This is a genomic window from Paenibacillus sp. J22R160 (assembly GCF_059692135.1).
The window spans coordinates 116,925-139,446 of the sequence record NZ_JCAUAU010000007.1 but is presented as its reverse complement, the minus strand read 5'-3'; the positions used below and the strand labels follow the sequence as shown (position 1 = coordinate 139,446).

Annotated in this window: 24 protein-coding genes; 8 read left to right on the top strand and 16 right to left on the bottom strand. The window is 49.9% G+C overall.

What is annotated here, in order from left to right; all coding sequences use genetic code 11:
* Positions 1–6: 6 nt before the first annotated feature.
* Positions 7–462 (bottom strand): DUF948 domain-containing protein, encoded by a 456-nt coding sequence (locus AC58UW_RS17490; RefSeq protein ID WP_497421902.1) that lies wholly within the window; start codon positions 460–462, stop codon positions 7–9.
* Between the two features lie 185 nt (positions 463–647).
* On the opposite strand from AC58UW_RS17490, the gene AC58UW_RS17485 reads away from it, so the two are divergent.
* Positions 648–1,106 carry a Dps family protein gene (locus tag AC58UW_RS17485; RefSeq protein ID WP_497421901.1) on the top strand — a complete coding sequence of 153 codons (459 nt, stop codon included), beginning with the start codon at positions 648–650 and terminating at the stop codon, positions 1,104–1,106.
* A gap of 305 nt (positions 1,107–1,411) precedes the next feature.
* On the opposite strand, the gene rsbW is transcribed toward AC58UW_RS17485, so the two are convergent.
* The 6 genes from rsbW to AC58UW_RS17455 all read right to left on the bottom strand — a co-directional run bounded on the left by rsbW (position 1,412) and on the right by AC58UW_RS17455 (position 7,822).
* Positions 1,412–1,828 carry an anti-sigma B factor RsbW gene (gene rsbW / locus AC58UW_RS17480; RefSeq protein WP_497421900.1) on the bottom strand — a complete coding sequence of 139 codons (417 nt, stop codon included), beginning with the start codon at positions 1,826–1,828 and terminating at the stop codon, positions 1,412–1,414.
* Positions 1,825–2,157: an STAS domain-containing protein gene (locus AC58UW_RS17475; protein WP_497421899.1), complete on the bottom strand. Its 333-nt coding sequence runs from the start codon at positions 2,155–2,157 to the stop codon at positions 1,825–1,827. The genes rsbW and AC58UW_RS17475 overlap by 4 nt, the downstream gene beginning before the upstream one ends.
* A gap of 140 nt (positions 2,158–2,297) precedes the next feature.
* Positions 2,298–3,392 carry a glucose-1-phosphate adenylyltransferase subunit GlgD gene (glgD, locus tag AC58UW_RS17470; RefSeq protein ID WP_497421898.1) on the bottom strand — a complete coding sequence of 365 codons (1,095 nt, stop codon included), beginning with the start codon at positions 3,390–3,392 and terminating at the stop codon, positions 2,298–2,300.
* A gap of 50 nt (positions 3,393–3,442) precedes the next feature.
* Positions 3,443–4,636, bottom strand: coding sequence for a glucose-1-phosphate adenylyltransferase (locus AC58UW_RS17465; RefSeq protein ID WP_497421897.1), 1,194 nt, complete (start codon positions 4,634–4,636; stop codon positions 3,443–3,445).
* A 7-nt stretch (positions 4,637–4,643) separates the two neighbouring features.
* The gene (glgB, locus tag AC58UW_RS17460) at positions 4,644–6,545 is read right to left on the bottom strand and encodes a 1,4-alpha-glucan branching protein GlgB (RefSeq protein ID WP_497421896.1); all 1,902 of its coding nucleotides are present in this window, start codon (positions 6,543–6,545) and stop codon (positions 4,644–4,646) included.
* A gap of 137 nt (positions 6,546–6,682) precedes the next feature.
* Positions 6,683–7,822, bottom strand: coding sequence for a SpoIIE family protein phosphatase (locus tag AC58UW_RS17455; RefSeq protein WP_497421895.1), 1,140 nt, complete (start codon positions 7,820–7,822; stop codon positions 6,683–6,685).
* 225 nt (positions 7,823–8,047) lie between these two features.
* Here AC58UW_RS17455 and AC58UW_RS17450 point away from each other — a divergent pair, with 225 nt between their 5' ends.
* Together AC58UW_RS17450 and AC58UW_RS17445 are read left to right on the top strand one after the other, a co-directional pair.
* On the top strand, positions 8,048–8,551 hold the full coding sequence (locus AC58UW_RS17450) for a YtxH domain-containing protein (protein ID WP_497421894.1): 504 nt from the start codon (positions 8,048–8,050) through the stop codon (positions 8,549–8,551).
* Positions 8,552–8,586: 35 nt separating this feature from the next.
* Complete coding sequence (locus AC58UW_RS17445; RefSeq protein WP_497421893.1) at positions 8,587–9,000, top strand: hypothetical protein; 414 nt, start codon at positions 8,587–8,589, stop codon at positions 8,998–9,000.
* Between the two features lie 78 nt (positions 9,001–9,078).
* Here the strand turns inward: AC58UW_RS17445 and fumC are convergent, their stop codons facing one another.
* Positions 9,079–10,464: a class II fumarate hydratase gene (gene fumC / locus AC58UW_RS17440; protein WP_497421892.1), complete on the bottom strand. Its 1,386-nt coding sequence runs from the start codon at positions 10,462–10,464 to the stop codon at positions 9,079–9,081.
* A 206-nt stretch (positions 10,465–10,670) separates the two neighbouring features.
* Here fumC and AC58UW_RS17435 point away from each other — a divergent pair, with 206 nt between their 5' ends.
* A complete protein-coding gene (locus AC58UW_RS17435) occupies positions 10,671–11,063 on the top strand; it encodes an acyl-CoA thioesterase (RefSeq protein WP_497421891.1) in 393 nt (130 codons plus the stop codon).
* An 11-nt stretch (positions 11,064–11,074) separates the two neighbouring features.
* Here the strand turns inward: AC58UW_RS17435 and AC58UW_RS17430 are convergent, their stop codons facing one another.
* A complete protein-coding gene (locus AC58UW_RS17430; RefSeq protein ID WP_497421890.1) occupies positions 11,075–11,644 on the bottom strand; it encodes a pyridoxamine 5'-phosphate oxidase family protein in 570 nt (189 codons plus the stop codon).
* 196 nt (positions 11,645–11,840) lie between these two features.
* On the opposite strand from AC58UW_RS17430, the gene AC58UW_RS17425 reads away from it, so the two are divergent.
* Both AC58UW_RS17425 and AC58UW_RS17420 read left to right on the top strand, forming a co-directional pair.
* Positions 11,841–11,999 (top strand): hypothetical protein, encoded by a 159-nt coding sequence (locus tag AC58UW_RS17425; protein WP_497421889.1) that lies wholly within the window; start codon positions 11,841–11,843, stop codon positions 11,997–11,999.
* Positions 12,000–12,175: 176 nt separating this feature from the next.
* Positions 12,176–12,784, top strand: a complete 609-nt coding sequence (locus AC58UW_RS17420) for a DUF3298 and DUF4163 domain-containing protein (RefSeq protein WP_497421888.1) — start codon at positions 12,176–12,178, stop codon at positions 12,782–12,784.
* On the opposite strand, the gene AC58UW_RS17415 is transcribed toward AC58UW_RS17420, so the two are convergent.
* A complete protein-coding gene (locus AC58UW_RS17415; RefSeq protein ID WP_497421887.1) occupies positions 12,781–13,797 on the bottom strand; it encodes a TRM11 family SAM-dependent methyltransferase in 1,017 nt (338 codons plus the stop codon). The two genes, AC58UW_RS17420 and AC58UW_RS17415, sit on opposite strands and share 4 nt — an antisense overlap.
* 32 nt (positions 13,798–13,829) lie before the next feature.
* Positions 13,830–14,726 carry a LysR family transcriptional regulator gene (locus tag AC58UW_RS17410; RefSeq protein WP_497421886.1) on the bottom strand — a complete coding sequence of 299 codons (897 nt, stop codon included), beginning with the start codon at positions 14,724–14,726 and terminating at the stop codon, positions 13,830–13,832.
* A 128-nt stretch (positions 14,727–14,854) separates the two neighbouring features.
* On the opposite strand from AC58UW_RS17410, the gene AC58UW_RS17405 reads away from it, so the two are divergent.
* Positions 14,855–15,925: a branched-chain amino acid aminotransferase gene (locus AC58UW_RS17405; protein WP_497421885.1), complete on the top strand. Its 1,071-nt coding sequence runs from the start codon at positions 14,855–14,857 to the stop codon at positions 15,923–15,925.
* Between the two features lie 615 nt (positions 15,926–16,540).
* Here AC58UW_RS17405 and AC58UW_RS17400 read toward each other — a convergent pair.
* From AC58UW_RS17400 to AC58UW_RS17380, 5 genes are all read right to left on the bottom strand, one after another.
* The gene (locus AC58UW_RS17400; RefSeq protein ID WP_497421884.1) at positions 16,541–18,058 is read right to left on the bottom strand and encodes a malate:quinone oxidoreductase; all 1,518 of its coding nucleotides are present in this window, start codon (positions 18,056–18,058) and stop codon (positions 16,541–16,543) included.
* 346 nt (positions 18,059–18,404) lie between these two features.
* The gene (locus tag AC58UW_RS17395; RefSeq protein WP_497421883.1) at positions 18,405–18,830 is read right to left on the bottom strand and encodes a YkvA family protein; all 426 of its coding nucleotides are present in this window, start codon (positions 18,828–18,830) and stop codon (positions 18,405–18,407) included.
* Positions 18,831–18,918: 88 nt separating this feature from the next.
* The gene (locus tag AC58UW_RS17390; RefSeq protein ID WP_497421882.1) at positions 18,919–19,539 is read right to left on the bottom strand and encodes a LysE/ArgO family amino acid transporter; all 621 of its coding nucleotides are present in this window, start codon (positions 19,537–19,539) and stop codon (positions 18,919–18,921) included.
* Between the two features lie 3 nt (positions 19,540–19,542).
* A complete protein-coding gene (gene aguB, locus AC58UW_RS17385) occupies positions 19,543–20,418 on the bottom strand; it encodes an N-carbamoylputrescine amidase (protein WP_497421881.1) in 876 nt (291 codons plus the stop codon).
* Between the two features lie 6 nt (positions 20,419–20,424).
* Positions 20,425–21,459 (bottom strand): agmatine deiminase family protein, encoded by a 1,035-nt coding sequence (locus tag AC58UW_RS17380; protein WP_497421880.1) that lies wholly within the window; start codon positions 21,457–21,459, stop codon positions 20,425–20,427.
* Between the two features lie 247 nt (positions 21,460–21,706).
* On the opposite strand from AC58UW_RS17380, the gene AC58UW_RS17375 reads away from it, so the two are divergent.
* Positions 21,707–22,342 carry an FMN-dependent NADH-azoreductase gene (locus AC58UW_RS17375; protein ID WP_497421879.1) on the top strand — a complete coding sequence of 212 codons (636 nt, stop codon included), beginning with the start codon at positions 21,707–21,709 and terminating at the stop codon, positions 22,340–22,342.
* Positions 22,343–22,522 lie beyond the last annotated feature (180 nt).

Genomic DNA, 22,522 nt, shown 5'->3' with positions numbered 1-22,522 from the left:
TCCCTTCTATTTCATGCTGCTCATATGAGGTGTCTTTTTTGCTCTAAATTTCTTCCACATCTCCATCGAGACTGCTGCCCCCTGCAAAATGGTTTGCCATCTGCGGCTTAACGTCGGCGCATCCTTCGGCAACCGCGTTTGTTTCACCGCGTCGATGAAGCCTGTAGCTGATTGTTTCATGGAAGACGTAAGTTCGTGGACGACTTGACCGACGTCGTTCACTGAGCTGAACAGATGATTCAGCTTTGCCAGCTTCGCACGAACATCTATAGCCATCTCATTGGTATTGAGAATAACGTCCTGTACTTCGGAAGAAATCTGTGTGACCTCGTCCTTCATTTGCCCCATTGTCAGAGTGATCTGATCCAAGGATAGCTTCAGTGATTTCAAGGTTTGAATCAAATAGAAGACAAGGAATACGAAAGCAATGGCTGCAAGGACTGCGCTAAGTTCGACTAACATGTCAATCACCCCTGTTCGTTTGATTAGTTTGCTTGATTACTTATCGTTACCCGCATTGCCGAGAAATGAAACAGCCCTTCAACAATTTCCAGATGTTTCTACGATTGTTTCAATTGGGAACCTACCGGGTAAAGACAAGATAGGAACAAGGAAACAAACTTATAACACGAATGGAGGAAATTCAAATGGTAAAAACCGCAATGAAAGCAAGTGCCATAACAGAAACGTTGGACAAGCAGGTAGCGAACTTCTCAATTCTATATATGAAGCTGCATAATTATCACTGGTATGTAAAAGGCGAAAATTTCTTCACGCTGCATCTAAAATTCGAGGAATTGTACGTAGAGGCTGCGCTGCATCTGGACGCCATCGCAGAGAGAATGCTTTCGCTGCGCGCCGTGCCAACAGCTACCCTGCAGGAGCATCTGGAGCTTGCTTCCATCGAAGAGGCGAGCAAGGGAGCTTCCGCAACGGAGATGGTGAAGCAGCTGGCAAGCGACTTCACCCTGATCTGCTCGGAGCTAACTGAGGGCATCGCGCTTGCCGAAGAGAGCAAGGATCAGCCGACAGCTGACATGCTGATCGGGATTCGCGCTTCGCTGGAGAAGCACAGCTGGATGCTGGAATCTTTCCTCGGCCGCTAGGGGGCCGGGTTGACCTAAGCCTAGGCCTAGGCCTGGCCCCGGCAGAGTCCGGGTCGATCCAAGGGGAACTACAGGGCCTTATCCAAGCTAAATTGGCTGCTTTCAGGCCCCGGACGGAACTACAGGCTCCTATTTCCCCCAATAAGCTCACATCAGAGCTTATTGGAATCAAATAGAGGATCGTAGTTCCCATTCCCCGGTGGCAGCGTCGTTTTACCAGAACATAGCGGACCGTAGTTCCCACAACCAACAAAGGGGCTATCTCCATCAGGTCATGCTTGACCTTTTGAGATAGCCCCTTTGTTTTATACATATTTAACGAGCGTGACTTCCGTCCCCTGCTCGGTATTCACCGTCACCTCATCCATCAACGCTTGCATGAGGTATATGCCAAGGCCTCCGGACTGCAGTTCGCTGAGTGTCTGGCTAGCCGGCGGTTCCGACTGCGCTTGTTGACTTTGATAATCAAAGCCAGGGCCGTCATCTTTCACTTTTACAATCAGCCTGTCTTCACCGAACTCATAGCTAATTTGGATTTGCCCTAGAATGGCCGACGTCTCCCCATGAAGCACCGCATTGTTGCAGGCTTCCGAAACCGCTACTTTCATATCCTCGATGTCTTCATAGGAAAACCCCAACTTAGAGGCAACTCCATAGAGACTGAGCCTGACGATGTCCAGGTACTCCGCTGCTGCGGGTATGTGCAGACGAACGACGTTCATGCGGTTCCTTCGATCCCTTCGTTAAGAAATCCGGAGATGCCCGTAAGGTCAAAAAGCCTTTTGATACCAGATGGAATATGGCGCACTGCGAAAGGCGCTTTCAGCTCATCGCGTATTTTCAAAGCAGAGACCACAATACCAATCCCCGTGCTGTCGATATATGTTAATTCACCTACGTCTAGAACTAACGCTTTATCGGTCCTATGAACAACTGCTTCGAGCGCATGACGGAACGTTAAAGCTGCTGCCAAATCGAGTTCACCACGGATATGAAGCTGTATAGATTTCTCCAATTCTTCTTGATCAACCTGGAACTTTTCTACTGACATGAGCCACACTCCCTCTATGTGATTTGCTCTTTCAAGTGTAACAAGCGCCTAAGCTTTACACAAGCTTTACAGCCAAAAGCCTGATTTACCAGGCTCTTCAAGAACATGCGACTAAGCCGGCCATGAAGGCCAGCTTCCTCTTACAACACCCCGCTCTTCTCCGCTACAAAGGGATGGGCGTACTGACCGCAAATCACAGCCCCCTGCTCCACCACAACCTGTTTGTCCAAAATAACGCGGTCCAAATAAGCGCCCGCCTGAATCATGCAATCCTGCATGATCACGCTATTCTTAACGTGTGCCCCCGGATGAACGGTAACCCCGGGGAACAAGATGCTGTTCTCCACGTAGCCTTCTATTCGGCAGCCAGGTGCGACGAACGCATTGCGAATCAAGGCTTGCTGATGGCAAGAGATCGCAGCCTCGTCCTCTTTTCGCGTATACACAGACTCCTGATGCTTCATGAACTGCCTCCATCCATGCGGCTGCAGAAGCTGCATGCTGTGCGCGTAGTAGCTGTCGACGGAATCCATGATCGCCATGTAGCCATGGTTGGCATAACCTTGTACATGAAGCTGAGTTAATTGCTCCCAAATAACTTGGTTCAGATCCATGTCTCTTCCGGGCTTCATGCTCATCTCAATAAGATCAATCAGCAGCTTTCGCTCCAACACCATCGTATCCAGATCAATGTTTTGCGGGGCGAGACTCGGCAGCGCATGGTAGGTGTGAGAAACACGAACAACGCGGCCTTGATCATTCATCTCCAAGTTATAGGCATGTCCAATATGCGCATGGCGGTCCACTTCCGTCAAATGTTTGAAGAGTACCGTAATATCCGCTCCGCTGCTGAGATGGTAATTGATCATGTGATCATAATGAGAATGATAAATTATACGGCTGGGTGCAAGCAAAACGTACTTCTCAGCTCTCGATTTCAAGTAGGCTAAATGGTTATCCAATTGAAGTTGGTCACCACGCTCAGCAGCCAGCGTGTGCAGCGCCTCCAACCCATAATGCTGCCCGTTACCCATATGATGGAGCAGCGACTCCGCCTTCGGAGTCGCCAGCACCACAACCTCATGAATACCTGCATTGCTCATATTGGAAAGGGCAAAGTCCGCTAACCGGTACCGGCCGGCAAAAGGCACTGCGCCCACACAACGGTCACGAGTAAGTGTTGACAGGTCATCTTCTTCATTCATCAGATTAATCAGGCCAAGAACATTCTCCATATGGCATTCCTCCTCTGAATTCGGCTTGGTCAGGCAAGCTAGACGAGATATTAAACGAAATTCAGCCGCGTACCGGTCAATTTAGCAGGTATGGAGGCTGGGTAGTGACGGCCAATGACGGATCTCTCACCGACAACTGTAACACCTGGATTCCCCGGCTTGCCTACAATAGCCCCATCTTTAATAATCGATCCTTCCCCGATAATGGCATTAAGGATAAGGGCATGCCTCCCGATCTGAACGCCGGGCATAATGACGCTGTTGAGCACCCGGCTGTGCTCGCCAACCGTCACGCCATCGAATAGAACCGAGTGACTGACGTTGCCGTAAATAGAGACTCCGTCTCCAATTTCGGCATTATTGACCCGCGCGTCAAGCGCTACTTCGCTTTTGGGGAGCTCACGCTTCGCCGTCCAGACAGGCCATGCCTCCTGATTCATTTGCAGCCTTGGATAATAACCAAGTAAATCCATGTGAGTTTCCCACAGGCTTTCTATCGTACCGACATCCTTCCAGTATCCTTCAAATGGATAAGCCGATACATGCGCACCCGCAGCCAGCAGCCCGGGAATAATGTCATGACCAAAATCATGGCTTGAAGCCGGATTATCCGCATCCTGCTCCAGACAGGACTTCAGGAACTCCCAGTTAAATACGTAAATCCCCATGGAAGCCAAGTTACTGGCCGATTTGAAAGGCTTTTCGGTAAAAGCGGTTATCCGATGCTGCTCATCTCTGCTAACAATCCCGAACCGACTAGTCTCCTCCCATTTCACAGGCATAACCGAAATCGTCGCATCTGCACCGGTTGCCTGATGATGTTCCAGCATCGTCCGATAATCCATGTTATAGATATGATCGCCAGAGAGGATTAACACATAACTCGGGTTATGCTCCTGCAAATAAGCTAAGTTTTGATAGATCGCATCTGCCGTTCCCTTATACGCATTGGGTGCCCCGACCTGCCGTTCCAGAATGGAGATGCCGCTGCTTCCGCTATTCCCACCGTCCACTTGCCAAACTTCCCCGCTCCCGATATGCGCATGCAGAATAGATGGCTTATACTGCGTCAGCACACCAACCGTACCGATCCCTGAATTGCGGCAATTGCTTAAGGCAAAATCAATCATTCGGTACTTCGCACCAAAATGAACCGCCGGCTTCGCCATATACTTCGTTAACGGACGAAGCCTACTACCTTCACCGCCTGCCAACAGCATAGCCACACATTCCTGCTTTTTCATCATCGTCTCATCCTTCCATTTGGTTTTTTTTGAAAATGACAGCCGCCAGCGGCGGTATCGTTACCGTAATACTGTAAGGTTGATTCTGACACGCCCACTCTTCCGCAGTCCGTGCAGACTCGTTAATCACACCCGATCCGCCGAAATCTGAGCGATCACTGTTAAATACTTCCTGGTATTGCGCTGGTCCCTTAACCCCAATGCGATAATCTTCGTGTGTCTCAGGTTTGAAGTTGCAGACCAAGATGAGAGCTTCGCCCTCCTCCCCTTTCCGGCCAAACAGCACCAAACCATCAGCCCTGTCCTCAAAGTCAATCCCTTCAAACCCATCAGGATCATAATCCCGCTCCCATAGAGCCTTCTCCGATATGTAAAAATGATTCAAGGTTTTCACAAAATGTTGAAACTGTTCATGTTCATGATCCTGCAGCACGTCCCACGTGAGTGCCGCTTCCGAGTCCCAGTCCTGCTCCTGACCGAATTCGTTGCCCATGAACAGGAGCTTTTTGCCCGGATGCCCGATCAGATAGGCGTACAGTACACGCAGATTGGCGAATCGCTGCCAACTGTCGCTTCCCGACATTTTACCTAGCAGGGATTTATCAGAATTAGCCATCTCGTCATGCGCGTAGGGGAGGATATAATTCTCGTTCCACGCCTGCTGCAGCGATTCCGTCAATTGCGGCTCCACTGCGCTGCGTTCCTCTTGATTCTTCTTCATATAGTCGAGTGTGTTCCACGTAAAGCTTAGGTTCCACTTGTAATTAAAGCCTAGTCCTCCCAATTCAACCGGTTTCGTTACTCCCGGGAATGAGCTGGAATCCTCCGCCACCATCAAGGCGTTCGGGTATCTGGCGAATATGACGGCATTCAGCTTTTGGAGAAAAGCAATGCCCTCCAAGTTTTCCTCGCCACCCTCGGCATTCGTGATGCGGTCTTCCTCCGGCCTGTCGAAATTCAGCGTCAGCATACTGTACACCGCATCGACACGCAAGCCGTCAATATGATAAACATCCATCCAAAACAAAGCATTGGAGATTAAAAAGCTATGCACTTCTGGCTTTCCATAATCGAAAACATGGGTCCCCCACGTCGGATGATCGCCTTTACGGCCGTCCGCATATTCATAAAGCGGTGCTCCGTCGAATCGGGATAAGCCGTGAGCGTCTTTGCAGAAATGCGCCGGAACCCAATCCATAATGACGCCGATCCCCCTCTGATGGCAGCGATCAACCAAATACATGAACTCTTGCGGTGTACCGAAACGGCTCGTCACCGAGTAATAGCCCGTTATCTGATAGCCCCAGGATTTATCGAGCGGATGCTCCATAAGCGGCATAAGCTCGATATGCGTAAAGCCATGTTCCACGACGTAGTCGACTAACTCGTCGGCCAATTCCCCGTAACTGTAGAAGCCGCCGTCCTCTTTGCGCCTCCAGCTGCCCAGATGCACTTCATAGATCAGAAGCGGCTGCTGCAAAAATTGGTGCGAAGTCTTCCTTGCAAGCCAATCTTCATCCTGCCAGGCGTAACCTTCCAAAGAAGTCACAATGGAAGCGGTTCCCGGTCTAAGTTCGGATGAAAACGCGTAGGGGTCTGACTTCAAATAACAATCATCATTTGATGTAATGATTTCATATTTGTATAAAGTACCTTCCTGCAGCTCGGGGATAAAAAGTGTCCACACGCCATCTGACTTCGCCATCCCGTGATTCCGGCCATCCCAACCGTTGAAGCTGCCCGATACGTTCACTTGCTTCGCATTAGGCGCCCAAACGGCAAAATGGACACCCCTCACAGCCTCTCTTTCCTCCACGTGAGAGCCCAGAAACCGGTAACTCTGATACTGCGTACCCTCATGCAACAAATATAAAGCATCTGAACTGGCTCCTGAGGTCATCGTAGTCATCCATTTTCCTCCCCGCCATCGATTGATTTCATACCTGCTATTACCCCCATTTGCGCCTATTGAAACAAAAAATGCACAAGTTGCCCAATTTCGGGACGAACTCGTGCATGTATCCATTTTCTATCAATGAGTGCCAATTACGAAATGCTTATCATGACCAGGCACATGTCGTCCTGTGGAGCCCCGCTTTTGTCATGCGGATAGATGCGCTCTACGAGCTCCTCTGGGTCGTGAGCGCTGACAGAAGACTGCAGACCTTGCCGTATTTTCGCGATACCATCTTGTTCCTCATCATCCAGCCATTCCGATAGACCGTCTGTGAATAAAACAATACGCGCTTCTTGCTCATAATGAATGACGCCTTTCGTTACTTCAATTCCTTCAAAAAAACCAATGGCACAGCAGCCATCCGTTAACAGCTTCACCTCGCCGTCCAACATCGCAATGCCTGCCGGGTGCCCCGCATTCACATACTCAATCGTCCGTTCTTCCGTATCTAACACGATGTAGATCGCCGTAAAATAATAATTGATCAAACTGTCCGATTGATGCAGCTGATTCATTCGTCCGTTCAGCTCGCGCATCACACGCTCTGGATCGCAAATGTGCGTAATGGTATCCTTCAAAGCCGAGTAAATGTACATACACACCAGGGAAGACGAAATCCCGTGCCCCATCATATCCAGCAAAATAACCCCATACCGATTCGGTCCAATCGGATACCACGCGTAGAAGTCCCCTGCTAATTCCGACGACGGCTTATAGACCGCAGAAATTCGGATATCCTCCCTCTCTATGGGGCTGCTGAGCACGCTTCGCTGAACCTGTTTCGCCAAATCCAGCTCATATTTAATCCGCTTATCCCGCTCTTTATGCCAATCCTTCTCATATTTCAAACGGAGCGTCGATCGGATTCGGGCGAGCAGCTCCACCTTATTAATCGGCTTCATCACATAATCAAGCGCTCCAGCATCCAAAGCCTCTGCGAGTTTATTGGAATCCCCCATCGCCGTCACGAAAATAATCGGAATATCCCGCAGCCTCTCATCCGCTTGAATCGTACGACAGGCCTCTACGCCATCGATCTCCGGCATCATCATATCCATCAGAATCAAATCTACCGGCACCTCCGCCGGGCTGGGTGAATGCATATCTAATAACTGATACAGCTCTTTCGCCGAGGAAACCATTTGGAGATCCGGGTATCCGGCTTTAAGCAGAATTTTTTCGATAATTAGTAAATTTGTCGCGTTATCGTCCACAATGACAATGCTCATCGTCCTAACCCCTTTCGGGTAAAAGTTAACTGGAACCCTCACCTAGTGTACCATAGTTCAAAAACAAAGAGCTTCCCTACTTACTACCCGCATGCAAAAATTTCAATCATTACCAGCGGACAGCCCCGCATAAAAATCCCCCTACCTGTTTCAAAACGATGGAATAGGGTTACAACCTAGTATAAGGCATGACCCACTATACCCCAATCGAAGGAGAGATGACTCATGAGTGAAACAGTCGAAACAAACAGAAGCGGACTATTGTTAGGCCTAGTAATCGGTGGTGCGGTAGGCGCTGTAGCCTCATTGTTATTAGCCCCGAAAAAGGGAGCAGAGCTGCGAGACAACCTCACAACGACCTATCGAAATTTATATGATAAAACAACCCAGTTCGCTTCAGCTCTTGGAGAGAAGACAAAGGAAATGGCCGCTAAAACCGGTGACAAAACCGAAGAGATGGCGGAAAAGCTAAGCGATAAAACGCAGGACTTGGCCGAAATGGCTGGCGCTAGGGTACAGGAGTTTGGTGAGAAGGCAAGTGAGAAAGCACGCGAGTTTGGTGAGCGAGCTAGGGACATCAGCGAGCAAACTAGTGAGAAAGCAAGGGACATTGGCGAGAAAGCAAGTGAGAGAACAAGAGACATCGCCGAAAAAGCTAGTACCAAGGTGCAGGAAATTGCCCAGCCTATGCAGTCGACTAAACCCGAGTACTCGAACAATCGGCACTAAACTCGTTAGCCACCTTTTGAAAGGAGTGGTTTGAAATGGATAAAGGCATGCTGCATCGACAGCTAACCGATCTAGGTTTAGAACGTGTGAAATATACGGAGAAGGCCGTCTATCAATACAATATTTATAGTGAGGCTACAGCAGCCTCCTATCCGCTTACATTGATAATGCTCACCTCCGAGCTTGGAAATACCACCGTGCACTTCCATGAGGCTGACTTTCCGGACCATAAATTCGTACCGTTGGAAGTCCGGCGGGCCGCCCTGGACAAGCTAATTGAATTAGAACGGCTGTGCAACGGTCCCTCGGGTAAAACCTTGGAGGAAGCCAACAACAGCTCCATGGCCCAGGATTTGGAAGAGATCAAGAAGCTCGGCAATGAAATGAAACACATGAAGACCAACAGCGAGTTGATCGAGAAGAATTTGGTCCCGGATCCGATTCAATAAAAAAAGGTTGGGCAGGATATTCATCCTGTCCAACCTTTTTGCGTGCAGAGGATGGGGACTCCTTCGCCCGAATGGGCGTCACGCCCTCGGCTGCACCATGTCCTCCGGCCGCACATAGGTGTCAAACTGCTCCGCCGTCAAGTAGCCGCTGCGCACCGCTGACTCCTTCAACGTCAGCCCTTCCTTGTGGGCTTGCTTCGCAATGCTGGCCGCTTTCTCATACCCGATATACGGGTTGAGCGCGGTAACCAGCATGAGCGACTGCTCGAGATTGCGCTGAATCACTTCGCGATTCGGCTCCATCCCCACGAGGCAGTTGTCGTTGAACGAGCGCATGCTATCCGCCAACAACCGCACGGACTGCAGGAAGTTGTGGATGATCACGGGCTTGAACACGTTCAGCTCGAAATTGCCCTGGCTGGCGGCGAAGCCGATGGCCGCATCGTTGCCCATCACTTGGCACACGACCATCGTCATCGCTTCGCTCTGGGTCGGGTTGACCTTGCCCGGCATAATCGAAGAGCCGGGCTCGTTCTCTGGGATCGTGATTTCACCGATCCCGCAGCGTGGACCGCTCGATAGCCACCGCACATCGTTGGCTATCTTCATTAAGTTCGCCGCGAGCGCCTTCAGCGCGCCGTGAGCGTAAACGATCTGATCATGGCTGGTCAGCGCATGAAACTTGTTCGCGGCCGTGACGAAGCTCGTGCCCGTCTCGCGCGAGAGCTCTTCGGCTACCTTAGCGCCGAACTCTGGATGCGCGTTCAGCCCGGTGCCCACCGCGGTGCCGCCAATGGCCAGTTCGCGCATCGTATCGACGCTGCTGCGCACCATGCGCGCGCTCTGCTCCAGCATCGCCCACCAGCCGCTGATCTCCTGCCCCAGCGTCAGCGGGGTTGCGTCCTGCAGGTGGGTGCGGCCGATTTTGACGATGGAGGCGTATGCCTCCATCTTGCTGCGCAGCGTTGCCTGCAAAAGCTCGAGCGCAGGCAGAAGCTCTTGCTCCACCGCGAGAACGCCGGCAACGTGCATCGCGGTCGGGAACGTATCGTTCGAGCTCTGTGAACGATTCACGTCATCATTGGGATGGATGCGCGCCCCATCCCCGAGCAATTCGCTGCCGCGATGCGCAATCACCTCATTGACGTTCATGTTCGACTGCGTGCCGCTGCCGGTCTGCCAGACAACGAGCGGGAACTCGCCGCTCCATCGGCCTTGCACGATTTCGTCCGCCGCCTGCGAAATGGCCTCTGCTTTCCCCGGGGTTAACCCGCCAAGCTCACGGTTGACAATAGCGGCCGCTTTTTTCAACAAGGCAAAAGCCCCTATTAACCGCTCCGGCATCCGCTCGGTCCCAATTTTAAAATTCTCAAAACTGCGCTGCGTCTGAGCCCCCCACAACTTATCCACAGGTACTCTGATTTCTCCCATTGTATCTCGTTCAATCCGAAATTGCTGCTCCATCCAAACTTCCTCCTTTGTAGGCGCTGACCGCCAATACCTTCTGTTAACCAGCCAATGACTAGCATCAAACACATGAAGCATAGTTTGCCCCAATGATGGAACGCTATGAGCCATAAACTGGTTTTCTCCCCAGCAACCGAGCTATAATCAAGGATAACTAACAAAACACTTGCCCTGGACAAGGGTATACAAAGGAGCTCTCACGCATGGAATCCAGACTTGATATCATCGTCCGCTCAACGGAAATCGATGTGAACGGCCACGTTAACAATGCTAAATATTTGGAGTATCTGGAATGGGGCCGTGAGGAATGGTACGAGCTTTCCCAGCTGTCCTACGAGACCTTTGGCTCGATGGGCATTCAAACCGTAACGGTGAACATCAACATTAATTACAAAAAAGAATGCAAGCAAGGTGAACACCTCACCATAACCTGCCGCCCGGATAAAATGGGACGCTCCAGCTACGTGCTGAAGCAAGAAATTTATAACGAGCATGGTGAACTATGCGTAGATGCTCTGGTAACCAGCGTTACGATGGATAGCTCAACACGCAAAAGCGTGGAAGCGCCCGAAGCGCTGCGGAAACATTTTAGCTGACAAAGAATCCGTTAATGGTTGCTTGTGGATAACTTTGCCCCAAGCGGCGTCGGCATGCCGTCCATGCTGATCATGTTTTTCTCCTGCCAATAGGCCAGCAGACCGTCCTCGCCTTTGGTCACAGCCCATTTCTGCAGCGTATTGCGCTCTCCCTCATAATTGTAAAAGGGAACACTGTAGCCGCAGGAGGTCTTCACCTCATGGACTTTTACAGTGATGATTTGCCGGGCACCTGGCAGCATCGTGAACATGGGGGCTAACGCCTCCCACTCCGGGGTTTCCGGCAGAATGACGCGCCCCTGCCCATATAAGCGCAAAATCATCGGCGGCCCTTCGAATGCCGTGAACATCACCGTAATTCGTCCATTCTCTTCGAGATGCGCACTCGTTTCATTCCCGCTTCCCGTTAAGTCCAAATAAGCCACTTCATTCGCATTAATAATACGCAGAACGTCATGACCTTTGGGCGATAAATTCACATGCCCTTCCCCCGACAGCGGGGCCGATCCTACGAAAAAGATGTGCTGCTTTGCAATAAACGCCTCATGCTCTGGCAGCATAGCCTCAAATGATTTCCCCATTGCGCACTCCACCCTTCCATTTTCTTCTATTATGCTCCTCCTTACTCTATTTGTGAAATACATTTCTTAGACATGCTTTATAGTTATTACCTATGGCCTCCCGCTAGACATTATAAAAAAACTTGGAAATTATTTGTATAATTCAGGAAGCTTGGAGACATACTTAGCTGGTAGAAAAATGAGGAGGTGAGTGTTCATGTCAACGAACAATCAAAATGATGTGGTAAGCCATGCCATCAATGCGGCTCAGGCCAATGCGGAGGACAGCGAAGCACAGCAGCAGCTGGAGGAGCTAAGCTCCCAATTGCAAAGCTCAACGGCTAATACCAACGAGGATACGTCCTCTGAAGAGTAGTACACCGCTATTTTTACATGAGACAAACACAAAAAGAGCTTTCCCGAGAGGTCAATCTAGACCTTGGGAGAGCTCTTTTTATCTAGCAGGACTAGCCCTTCCACCTCCGTCCCCATGAACCAAACGCCCATCCGCAGAATAAATTGTATCAAAAACGTTAGGGATGGATGTTAAGCATGGACGGATTAGATCACCCCGTAGGTATACAAACGTATCAGCTGCTTCGGGACAAATTAAAACTGTTATACCCCGCCGTTATTCATCACACGCCTTACACGGCGGAGCACGCTATGAACGTAGCGATTGTTAATGCCGTTAATAAGCAGCTTCGCGAGCAAGGCTATCCGAAAAATCCCAAGACAGACGTTACCGCTTACTATGAACTGAAAAACAATCAGCGCGGTGTGCTTAGCCTAACCTTATGGAATTATGCATTTTCCGGCGGCGCTCATGGCCTCACGATTCAAAACGCCTTAACTTTCAATACAGAAACCGGTAAGACTTATGCGCTCAAAGATTTATTTAAACCGGGCAGCGATTATGTCGCCAAGCTAAGCGAGATGATTACAGCTGAAATTAAACTGCGGGATATTCCGCTGCTGGTTGATTTTAAAGAAATTCGCCCAGATCAGGATTTCTATATTGCCGATAAATCGCTCGTCATCTATTTTCAAGTCTATGAGTTGGCAGCCTATGTGTACGGTTTTCTTTATTTTCCTATCTCTGTGTATGCCATTCAAGACATCATTGCCGAAGATGGCCCGCTGGGTAAAATGTTTAGCTAAATGCAGACGATAATTTGCCGGCTGAACTTCCCTTTGTTGACTGCGCAGCGCTCTGCTATGTGAAAGCCCGCCTGCTCGATGAGCGGATCGATCTGCTCCGTCGTAATAATGACTGCACGCTGCGCCAAGCGGCGAGCTGACTGCAGCATTTGCAGCTGCTCGTCCTCCGGCAGCTTCGAGCATAGGTTGTACGGCATGTCGAGGATCAGCGCGTCATAGCGGCTCTGCGCGCTGCTAGTGGGGGCAGCGGTGGCAGTGGCGGCAGGGACAGGGGCGACGGTGGCAGGAGCCGCAGAGGCAGGGAAAGTCGCTGGCAAGCCCAGCGACCGCATGTCTGCGAGCGTGACCACATTCGGCATGCCGAAGTGGGCCAGATTCACCCGCGCGCCGCGCACCGCCAGCGGGTTCATGTCATTGCCGACGATGTCGATGCCCATCGACATCGCTTCCACCAGCACCGTGCCGATGCCGCAGCACGGGTCAATGACCCGCGTGCCCTCTATGACGGGCACGGCGATGTTCACCACCGCCCGCGCTACGCGCGTACTCAGGGCGGTGGAATAGTTCTGCGGCTTCTGTTGATGCAGAAGCCAGACGGCTTCGCCGTAGGAGCAGTCGCCGAACAACCAGCGGCCTCCCAGCTGCGTCACGGCGAACCACTGCTCCGGTTTCCGCATCTCGGCTTTGCCGCGGAGATGCCGGCCTAGTTCGCGTTCGACGTCCCGCCGCCGGTCATAGCTGACCGGCGTGTCCGTCTCCGCGAACGTGGCCTTGAACGTTGACCCGCGCACGGTCAACGTCTGGACCTGCGAGGCCAGCTCCGGCAGGCTGCCGGCCTCGCACACCACATCCAGCCGCAGCTTCAGGAACGGGCTGCGGCTCGGTTCCACCTTGCGCGGGCTGACGGCGTAGCCCGCGCCGAGCTCGGTTCCTGCGCCCAGTAAGGTGCGCAGCTCTAACTGACATAGCGCCTGCTCGTCTTCATGGCAGGCGTAAATATAGATATGTTCCATAAGTATCCCTCATTTGTACATGTGAATCTGTGTTAGGCAGTAAAGTCTTTGCTATCGCTTAGAAATTGCTGCGTGACCTGCTTCATGAAGGTTTTGGTCGTCTGGCACAGGAACATGTCCTTGCGATATACGATGCCAACGTCCTTTTGCGGCACAGGATTTATAATCGGAACGCAGCGGATCTCGCTGCTCTGAATGCTTGCTACATAGGAGCCGGGCAAAACCGCGCCGCACACATTATTTCTAGCCATTTGCAGCAAAGATTCCAGCGTGGACAACTCCAACACCGGCTTACATAGCAAATCCGCTTGCTCGCAGCATGCCTCTATTATATGCCGGACGTAGAATTTCTTCGGCAGCATAGCTACAGGAAGCTGTACGAGATCCTCAAGCCGGATCGCCTCGGCGCCGGACAACGGGTGATCTTTCGAGACGACTAGCAGCAGTTTTTCCTTATACAAGGGAATGCGAATAAGCTGTTCATCCTCCTCCGGCAAAAAAACAACGCCTAGGTCCAGCTGATTATTCAGCAGCCCTTCTATCGTCTCTTCGGTGGCAAGCTCGGCTACCGACAGCTCTATTTTCGGATACTCGGCATGAAATGCCATAATCGTAGCCGTCAGCAGATGATTGCCGGAGCAGCCAATACGCAGCCGGCCCCGCTGCATGCCTTGAATCTCATCGAATGCAGCCTGCGCTTGCTCCAGCTCATGGAAAATATTCCGGCTGTGCTTAAGCAGGATTTCTCCCGCCTCTGTTACGTAAACCTTCTTGCCGATGCGCTGAAAAAGGGGTGAACCGATCCGCTGCTCTAAGGCGCGAATTTGCTGGCTTAACGTCGGCTGGCTGATTCCCAGCTTCTCGGCGGCTTTCGTGAAATGCAGTTCTTCGCAAACGGCCAAAAAATAGGCCAATAACCGATAATCCATCCTCATAAGCCCCCGTTCATAGCGATTAACTATGATCGTAATTGAAATTTCACAATTGATCAATGATTGTTATTTTTCTATAGTATAGAATAACGGTTAAGATCGTAAACGAAAGGTGGTTACTTGCTATGTATGGACAAATTCGATTTGAACGCAATCCGCACCTCAAAACAAAACCAGGCATCCAGGAAGACTTAGGATTTGGGCGCCTCTTCACAGACCATATGCTTGTACTGGACTATGAGGAAGGACAAGGCTGGCATGATCCTCGGATCATTCCTTATGCCCCGCTGTCTTATGACCCTGCCGCGATGATTTTTCATTATGGGCAAGCTGTTTTTGAAGGGTTAAAAGCGTTTCGGACCGAAAGCGGCGAGATTCAAATTTTCCGTCCCGACCAAAATGCCCAACGGCTTAATCGTTCCAGTGAACGGCTTAACATGCCCCCGATCGATGAGACCTTCATCGTGAACGCCATTCGGGAGCTCGTTCGTATCGATGCCGACTGGGTACCGAGCAAGCAAGGCGCGTCCCTCTATATTCGCCCCTTCGTAATTGCTACCGAGGCTGGCTTAGGCGTGCGCCCTTCTTCCCGTTACTCCTTCGTTGTCATTATGTCGCCGGTTGGCGCTTACTATGAGGAAGGGCTTCACCCCGTCAAAATCCTCGTAGAGAGCCACTACGCTAGAGCTGTTCACGGCGGTACTGGCGGCGCCAAAGCTGCAGGAAACTACGCAGCTAGCTTGAAGGCGCAAGTGCTCGCCAAGGAGCATGACTGCGCGCAGGTGCTGTGGCTGGACGCTATCGACAAGAAGAGCTTGGAGGAAGTCGGCAGCATGAACGTCTTTTTCAAAATTGGCGGGGAAGTTGTGACACCAAGCCTCAGCGGCTCTATCTTGGAGGGCATTACCCGCAAAAGCATTATCCACTTGCTGAACGATTGGGGCATCCCCGTCACGGAGCGGAGAATCTCCATCGACGAAATCGTGAAAGCGTATGAAAATGGCACGCTGGAAGAGGCTTTCGGTACCGGCACAGCCGCCGTCGTCTCGCCTATTGGCAGCCTGCTGTGGCAGGGCACTCCGATGGTCATTAACAATGGCGAGATCGGGGAGCTCGTCCATAAGCTTTACGACACGATTACAGGCATCCAATATGGCCGTATCGCGGATACGCACGGTTGGATGGTCACTTGCTAAACATACCGGACATATTGAAGAACCTTTCTTTCCACTTAGGTGGTTTGAAAGGTTCTTTTTATCGTTCTCCCAGCAGAAACAAATATTAACCCTTACGGATAGCATTCCGCCATGGTTTCGAGTTAGCTACTTTCCCATCCAGCACCATCCAGACGCACTATTCACCCACCATATAGCCAACTTCCACCTCACTAACCAATAACAAATTTCAATAAACTTAGCGAGAATTCCGCTAAAGCTTTATCTCAAGGAACTTGCTGGTTGTAGGAGAACACGTTGCTAGCTTGTGAACTACCGAATGAATCGTTTCCCTAAAATTAACGCCGATTACTCCTGCTATTTCCGCATCTTGGCAGCATTTAGGTAAATAACTGGAATTGCTCCAGCTAATCCGAGCAGATCCAGCAGATTCCGCCCGTTATGGACGATTTAGCAGGAGGTTCTCCTGCTATTGCATTCCTCGGGCCGGATCAGCGTAGATTAGAGGTAGATTTTCCTGCTCTTGCAATAGCAAGGCTGCTAATTTCCATACATCGGCAAGCATTGGGTCAATTAATGACCTGTATCAAGAAAAATAAAATAAGGGTCAAGCTTCTGCTTAACCCCTAAGTCACTTTATGAAACTGTGCGGCTTGCTACCTGCAATGGCAAGTTCTCAACTAGACCAAGCGCCCGCGCTGTTGAAGAATCAATTTGTTTGATAAGCTCAGGGTTTTTCAATAGCGACACGCCAAATGAAGGAATCATTTCTTTAATTTTCGGTTCCCACGCTTTTACCTGTTGCGGGAAGCACTTTTTGATTAGATCAAGCATAACGGAAACCGCCGTAGATGCCCCTGGAGAAGCGCCTAGCAATGCAGCTATTGAACCGTCAGCGGCACTAACAAGCTCCGTACCAAATTGAAGCGTTCCTTTGCCTGCAGCCGTATCTTTGATAACTTGTACGCGCTGGCCAGCGACGACTAAATCCCAATCTTCGCTTTGGGCGTTCGGGACAAACTCACGCAAAGCCTCCATGCGCTGCTCTTTGGATAACATAACTTCCTTGATCAGGTATTTGGTTAATGACATGTTTTTGCTGCCTGCCGCAAGCATCGTTACGAGGTTATCCGTTTTTACAGAAGTAATTAAGTCAAACATGGACCCGGTTTTCAAAAACTTCGGTGAGAAGCCGGCAAACGGTCCAAAGAACAATGATTTTTTCTTATCGATAAATCTAGTGTCCAGATGCGGAACCGACATCGGAGGAGCACCCACCGGCGCTTTGCCGTATACTTTTGCAAAATGCTGATTTACAATTTCCGGTTTCTGACACACCATGAATATGCCGCTTACCGGGAATCCGCCGATCCCTCTTCCTTCTGGAATACCGGATTTCTGCAGCAAATGCAGACTTCCGCCGCCTGCGCCGATAAAGACAAATTTCGCTGTATGGTGATCAACGTTACCACTATCGAGGTTCCGCACTTTCAACTCCCAAGAGCCGTCGTTCGTACGTTTCATATCATCCACGCTATGTTTGTACTTGATATCGACGTTTTGACCCTTTAGGTGAGCAAACAAGTTACGCGTTAACGCGCCAAAGTTGACATCAGTGCCTGATTCAATTCTTGTTGCCGCAATGGGTTCATTCAATTCTCTGTCTTTCATAATAAGTGGAATCCATTCCGTTAATTTAGCCGGGTCATCGGAAAATTCCATCCCTTGAAACAATGGATTGCTTGTCAGTGCTTCAAAGCGCTTTTTCAAAAATTCAACATTTTGCGCCCCTTGTACTAGACTCATATGAGGCAGCGGTGCGATAAAGTCCTGCGGATTACGGATCAGGTTGCTATTGACCAGATAAGACCAGAACTGTTTGGAAACCTGAAACTCTTCATTCGTTTTGATAGCTTTGCTGATATCTATGGATCCGTCGGGCTGTTCGACGGTGTAGTTAAGCTCACATAATGAAGAATGTCCCGTTCCCGCGTTATTCCATTCGTTAGAGCTTTCCTCTCCAGCGCTTGCGAGCTTCTCAATCACTGTAATTTCCCATTCCGGCACTAACTCTTTCAACAGTGACCCCAAGGTCGCACTCATGATTCCGGCACCAATTAAGATAACATCTGTTTTAATTTGTCTGTTGCTCATTTTAACCGTCCTTATACCCTAAGATTTGCAGAAAGGATGTAGGCGTTCTTGGTAAGACGCTACAGCAAGCCAGGGAGCAAGCTAGTCACACATCTTTTCTGGATCAAAACTAATCCTATTTATAAAATATTTATTTAACTATTATATGATAGTTATAAGCTGTACGACAAGAAGAAAGGGCAAGAAGCCTTGCAGGATAATACTTGCATAGCGCTAATAAGCTTCCACGAAAGCAATTTCCAAACCAGTTGTGCCTATCTTTACAACTTGCATGGAAGTAAATGATAGTATTTGGCCCCACAGTAATTGACTGCGGGGCACTTTCTGTTTAGATCGACATGAACTCCTACAACTGCTCAGGTGCTTCTTTCATTTCCTGATCAACTACCAGTTTCCCGTCAATATCAATGATATCCTTAGATTTCACAGCTTCATCCCCGAAAAAATCCCTCAGCTTGTTCTTAGCCTTGAGTTTCACGTCGTCGTCAATGTTCTTCGCGACAACGGCGAGGGCTAATCCAAGCGCGCTCAAATCATCGACATAGCCAACAATCGGCAGCAAATCTGGAATAAGATCCAGCGGCAGAATGAGATAGCCAAGTGTCCCGTAGATTTGTACTTTAGCTTTTAGCGGCGTTCTGGGGCTCTCAACCGCATAATAAAGCAGCAAGCCGCTGTAGATCGCTTTGCTTCCTGCCTTTTTTGCGCCTTTTTTCAGCTTGGACCAGAAATCGTCCGGGTTAAAATACTTTTGATATTTAGAAGCGTCCATTTCGCGATCACTCCATTCTTATCTCCATTATACCACTATCGATGGCTATGAGCGAAATGACACCCTCTCATACGCGCAACATAAAAGGCTACCCCTCAAGGAGCAGCCCGATAATGGCTACAAGGCCGAATATGGTTAAAGTGACACCCGATATCCGGTTAATCCAGCGATAGACGGAAACATGGATGCGATCGCGAAACATCCCGATCACGAAGCTCAGCGCCAGCCACCACAAGGCGGAGCCGGCGAATACGCCAACCACCAAGGCGATGGCCGCAGCCATGCCAGTTTGCGCGCCCCCCATGCCTAAACCTGCAAAAGCGCCGAGAAAGGACATGATGGTCATCGGGTTGGTGATGGTGAGCATGAGGGTCGACGCATACGATTTGAGCAGCGTGCCGCCTGAAGCTTTGGCCGCTTCTGTAGCAGGCCGGGATCGAAAGGTTTGCACACCCAAGTAGATCAGGAATAAACCGCCTACTGCTTGCAGCAGCACTTTTTGGTCAAGGAGAAAACTGGTAACCAATGTCAGCCCGAATCCCGCGATAAAGCCGTAGAAAGCGTCCGCTGTCGCAGCACCCAGCCCTGACAAAAAGCCATGCAAGCGGCCCAAGGCGATTGTTCTTCGAATGCACAAAATACCAATGGGTCCGACCGGCGCCGCGATCGAGAGCCCAAGTAAAATACCTTTCAATAATGGAATGAGCATAAATTACAGCACCTGATCTCCATCGTAGGTAGCAATTTTTTTGTAAAGATCCGGACGACGGTCGCGGAAAATGCCCCACTCGATCCGTTGAATTTCCAACTGATCCAGGTCGAATTCGGCGACAAGCACCGTTTCTTCCGTGCGGCCTGCTTCCTCAATCATGTTGCCTTGCGGTCCGGCAATGAAGGAGGACCCATAGAAGTCGATGCTGGAATCTTCATCCACTTCTTTGCCGATACGATTCGAAGCAATAACCGGCATCAAGTTCGACGCGGCGTGTCCGCGCATACACATTTGCCAGTGATCTTTCGAATCAATGGAGCCATCCTGCGGCTCAGAGCCGATTGCCGTTGGGTAGAACAGCAGCTCCGCGCCCATCAAAGCCATCACTCTTGCAGCTTCCGGGTACCACTGATCCCAACAAACGCCTACGCCGATTTTGGCGTAACGGGTTTTCCACACTTTGAAGCCGGTGTCGCCAGGATTGAAATAGAACTTTTCTTCATACCCCGGACCGTCCGGGATATGGCTTTTGCGGTAAGTACCGAGCACTTGACCATCGGCGTCAATTACAGCTAGCGAGTTGTAGCGTGCATAATTCTTTTTCTCATAAAAAGAAATCGGCAGCACGACCCCAAGCTCTTTGGCAATCTCGCGGAAATGATTGATTGCTTTATTGTTCTCCAACTCCGTAGCGTACACGTAGTAATCGGATTTTTCTTTTTGGCAGAAGTATGGCGTCTCAAAAAGTTCTTGAATCAAAATGATTTGCGCGCCCTTCGCAGCCGCTTGGCGAACCAATGCCTCAGCTTTGCGAATGTTTTCATCTATGTTTGTGGAACAGCTCATTTGTGTCGCTGCTACTTTGACGTTTCTCACGATGCATCACCCTTTCTGGCTGGCTGGCATTTGCTGCGTTGTGCAGTGAACGTTGCCGCCCTCTTTGATAATGGACATGCCGTTGATTTTGCGAATTCGGCGATCCGGAAATGCCGCGCTCAGCACTTCTTCTGCTCGGCGATCCGTCTCCTCTGCTGTCCCTCCGAACACCGGCAAAATGATGCCGCCATTTACAAAATAAAAGTTCAAATAGCTTAGCGTTAAACGCTGCTCTTCAAAAAATGTGATTGGTGGCTGTTCAATTTGGATAATCTCGAAGGAACGCCCTTTGGCATCTGTCGCATTGCGCAAAATCTCTAGATTTTCCTGTGTGATCGCATAATTGGCATCGGAAGGGTCGTTACATACTTGCAAAATGACCTTGCCAGGAGCAGCAAAGCAGGCGATGTTGTCGACATGACCGTCCGTTTCGTCGCCGTCGAGTCCTTTGTTCAGCCAGATGATTTTCTCGATATTCACGAAGTTCTTAACGAGCTCTTCAATCGCTTCACGACTGAGTTCCGGATTACGGTTCGTATTAAGCAAGCATTCTTCTGTCGTCAAAAGCGTACCTTCTCCATCGACATGAATGGAGCCGCCCTCCATCACTAGCGGAGCGTCAAAACGCTTCACCCCATGATGCTCCAAAATTTGTGGAGCGACGTTATCATCCAGATCCCAAGGCGCATATTTGCCGCCCCACGCGTTGAACTTCCAATTAACCGCGGCGATCTCCTGCTGCTCGTTCAGCAAAAAGGTAGGGCCATTATCACGGAACCATGCATCATTATGCTCAATCGTCAGGAAATCAACGTTAGGCTCAGTAAACATCGCCTTGACTTGCTCTGCTTCTGCTGGGTTAACAATGACCGTCACTGGCTCGAATTCCGCGATGGCTTTGACCAAATCTGCATAGCCTTTGGTAACAACAGCATGATCTTCCGGGTACACCATCGAAGCTTGAACAGGCCATGAAATGAATGTGCGTTCATGTGTTGTCCACTCTGCGGGCATTTTATAGAGTAAATCCTTAGGTTTCATCCATTCATCCATCTCACTTTATATAAAATTTATATACGAATTTGAAGACCAAAAAGCACCGTCTTTCATCATATAACAAATAAAGCCTCCACTCAATGTACAGAGGTTTACAATTTTGAGAACGTCATGCAAGCAAGGCTCCTCCAAACTAAACTTTATCCAAAATTAACTTTGTATAGTTTACTTCCGATTAATGAACATTAAAAAGGCTTGAACAGCTCACAACACATTAGGAGGATGACCCAACTTGGCAACTATTTTACACATCACCGCACACCCTCACGATCATCAGACTTCCTACAGTATGGCTGTAGGGAAAGCCTTTATCGATGCTTATCGGGAGGCTCATCCTAACGACGAAGTGATTCCAATCGATCTATACAAAATCTCGGTACCTCACATTGACGCTGATGTGTTCAGCGGATGGGGAAAACTAAGGAGTGGAGGAGAATTTTCATCGCTTAGCAAAGACGAACAATCCAAGGTGGCTCGGCTCGGCGAATTAACCGACCAGTTTGTCGCTGCGGATAAATACGTTTTCGTGACTCCGATGTGGAACTTTTCCTTTCCTCCAATCATGAAAGCCTATCTCGACTCGCTGTGTACAGCAGGCAAAACCTTCAAATATACGGAAAGTGGACCCGTTGGCTTGCTGCCAGACAAAAAAGCCCTGCACATCCAAGCCCGAGGCGGTGTGTATTCCGAAGGTCCAGCGGCAGCTATGGAGTCGGGTCATCGTTATCTTGGCATCATTATGTCCTTCTTTGGAATTACTGACTTCCAAGGGCTTTTCGTGGAGGGACACAACCAGTATGCTGACAAAGCGCAGCAAATTAAAGAAGAGGCGATTGCTCGTGCGAAGGAATTGGCTAAGAGCTTCTAGCGCTTTTTCACTCGGGGAACTGGAGTCCTCTATCTGGAGGAAAACAAGCAGTTTCCTCTCTGAGCGGAACTACAGACTCTTATTTATCCTCGATTGTGCTTTTTTCAGATAAATTTAGCGGAATAGAGGAACGCAGTTCCCCTTACCTGTGGAAACTGTGCTTTTCATGGAAATAGAGGA